Raw genomic sequence first — 1032 nt, 5'->3', positions numbered from 1 at the left:
CCGCGGGGCGTCGGGTTCCTGTGCGCGCGACCGGCGATCGCCGCGCAGCTGACCCCGGTGCTGCCGGAGCCGGAGGGCGTGCCGCCGATGCGGGCGTTCGAGTCCGGCGAGGCGCACGTGGCCGGTCGGGTCGGGCTGGTGGTCGCGATCGGCGAGCACCTGGCCGCCGGGCCGGACCGTGTGCGGGAGCGCCTGGCCGCCATCGGCCGTGCGTCCCGGGTACTGCTGGACGGTGTCGGCGGCTGGGAGGTCGTCGAGCCGGACGACGAGCCGACCGCGACGACGACGCTGCGGCCGCCGGACGGCGTCGACGTGGTCGCCACCCGCAGCGCCCTGTTGAGCGAGCACGGCATCGTGGTCAGCGCGATCGGGCCTGAGCGGGCGCCCGGGGAGATGACGGGACCGGTGCTGCGCGTCTCCCCGCACCTGGACGTCGCGATGGAGGACCTCCAGGCCCTCGCCGCCGCCCTCTAAGTGCCACAACCGCCGTTCCGGCACCTGTAAGGCGGTGCCGAAATCGCCATTTCGGCACGTGTCAGGCGTCGGCTTGCATCGCGGCCGAGACCCGCCGGTGGACGGCGAGCTGCTCGTCGAGGTCGGCGTGCACCGGGACGCCGTCCTCGATCACGAGCCGGCCCCCGACGACGGTGTGCCGCGCCGCCACCGGGCCGCACCGCAGCCATCCCTCCACCGGGTCCGACAGCGCGCCGGCGAACGCGGGTCCGGTCAGCGGCCAGACGACCAGGTCCCCGCACGCGCCGACACTCAGCTCGCCGATCTCCCCGGTCCGCCCGAGACAGGCCGCACCGCCGCGGGTGGCGATCTCGAGGGCGTCGCGCGCCGACATCGCACCCGCCCCGTGCCGGAGCTTGCCCTGCAGCATCGCCGTCCGGGCCTCGAGCCACAGCGACGCGGAGTCCGCCGACGCGGAGCCGTCGACACCCAGCCCGACGGGGGCACCGGCGGCCCGGAGCTCCGCGACCGGCGACAGCCCGCTGCCCAGGATCATGTTGGACGACGGGCAGTGCGCGG

At 76.1% G+C, this 1032-nt stretch carries 1 protein-coding gene and 1 pseudogene; one reads left to right on the top strand and one right to left on the bottom strand.

From position 1 onward, the window contains the following. Positions 1 to 474 (top strand): annotated as a pseudogene (locus tag E4P40_RS27675) (ergothioneine biosynthesis PLP-dependent enzyme EgtE); the annotation flags it as partial. A 61-nt stretch (positions 475 to 535) separates the two neighbouring features. Here E4P40_RS27675 and E4P40_RS27670 read toward each other — a convergent pair. After that, the coding region (locus E4P40_RS27670; protein WP_167762402.1) for an amidohydrolase family protein at positions 536 to 1032 on the bottom strand (497 nt) is incomplete at its 5' end.

The organism is Blastococcus sp. CT_GayMR20, assembly GCF_004570345.1.
This window is presented reverse-complemented; position numbering and strand designations above follow the sequence as displayed.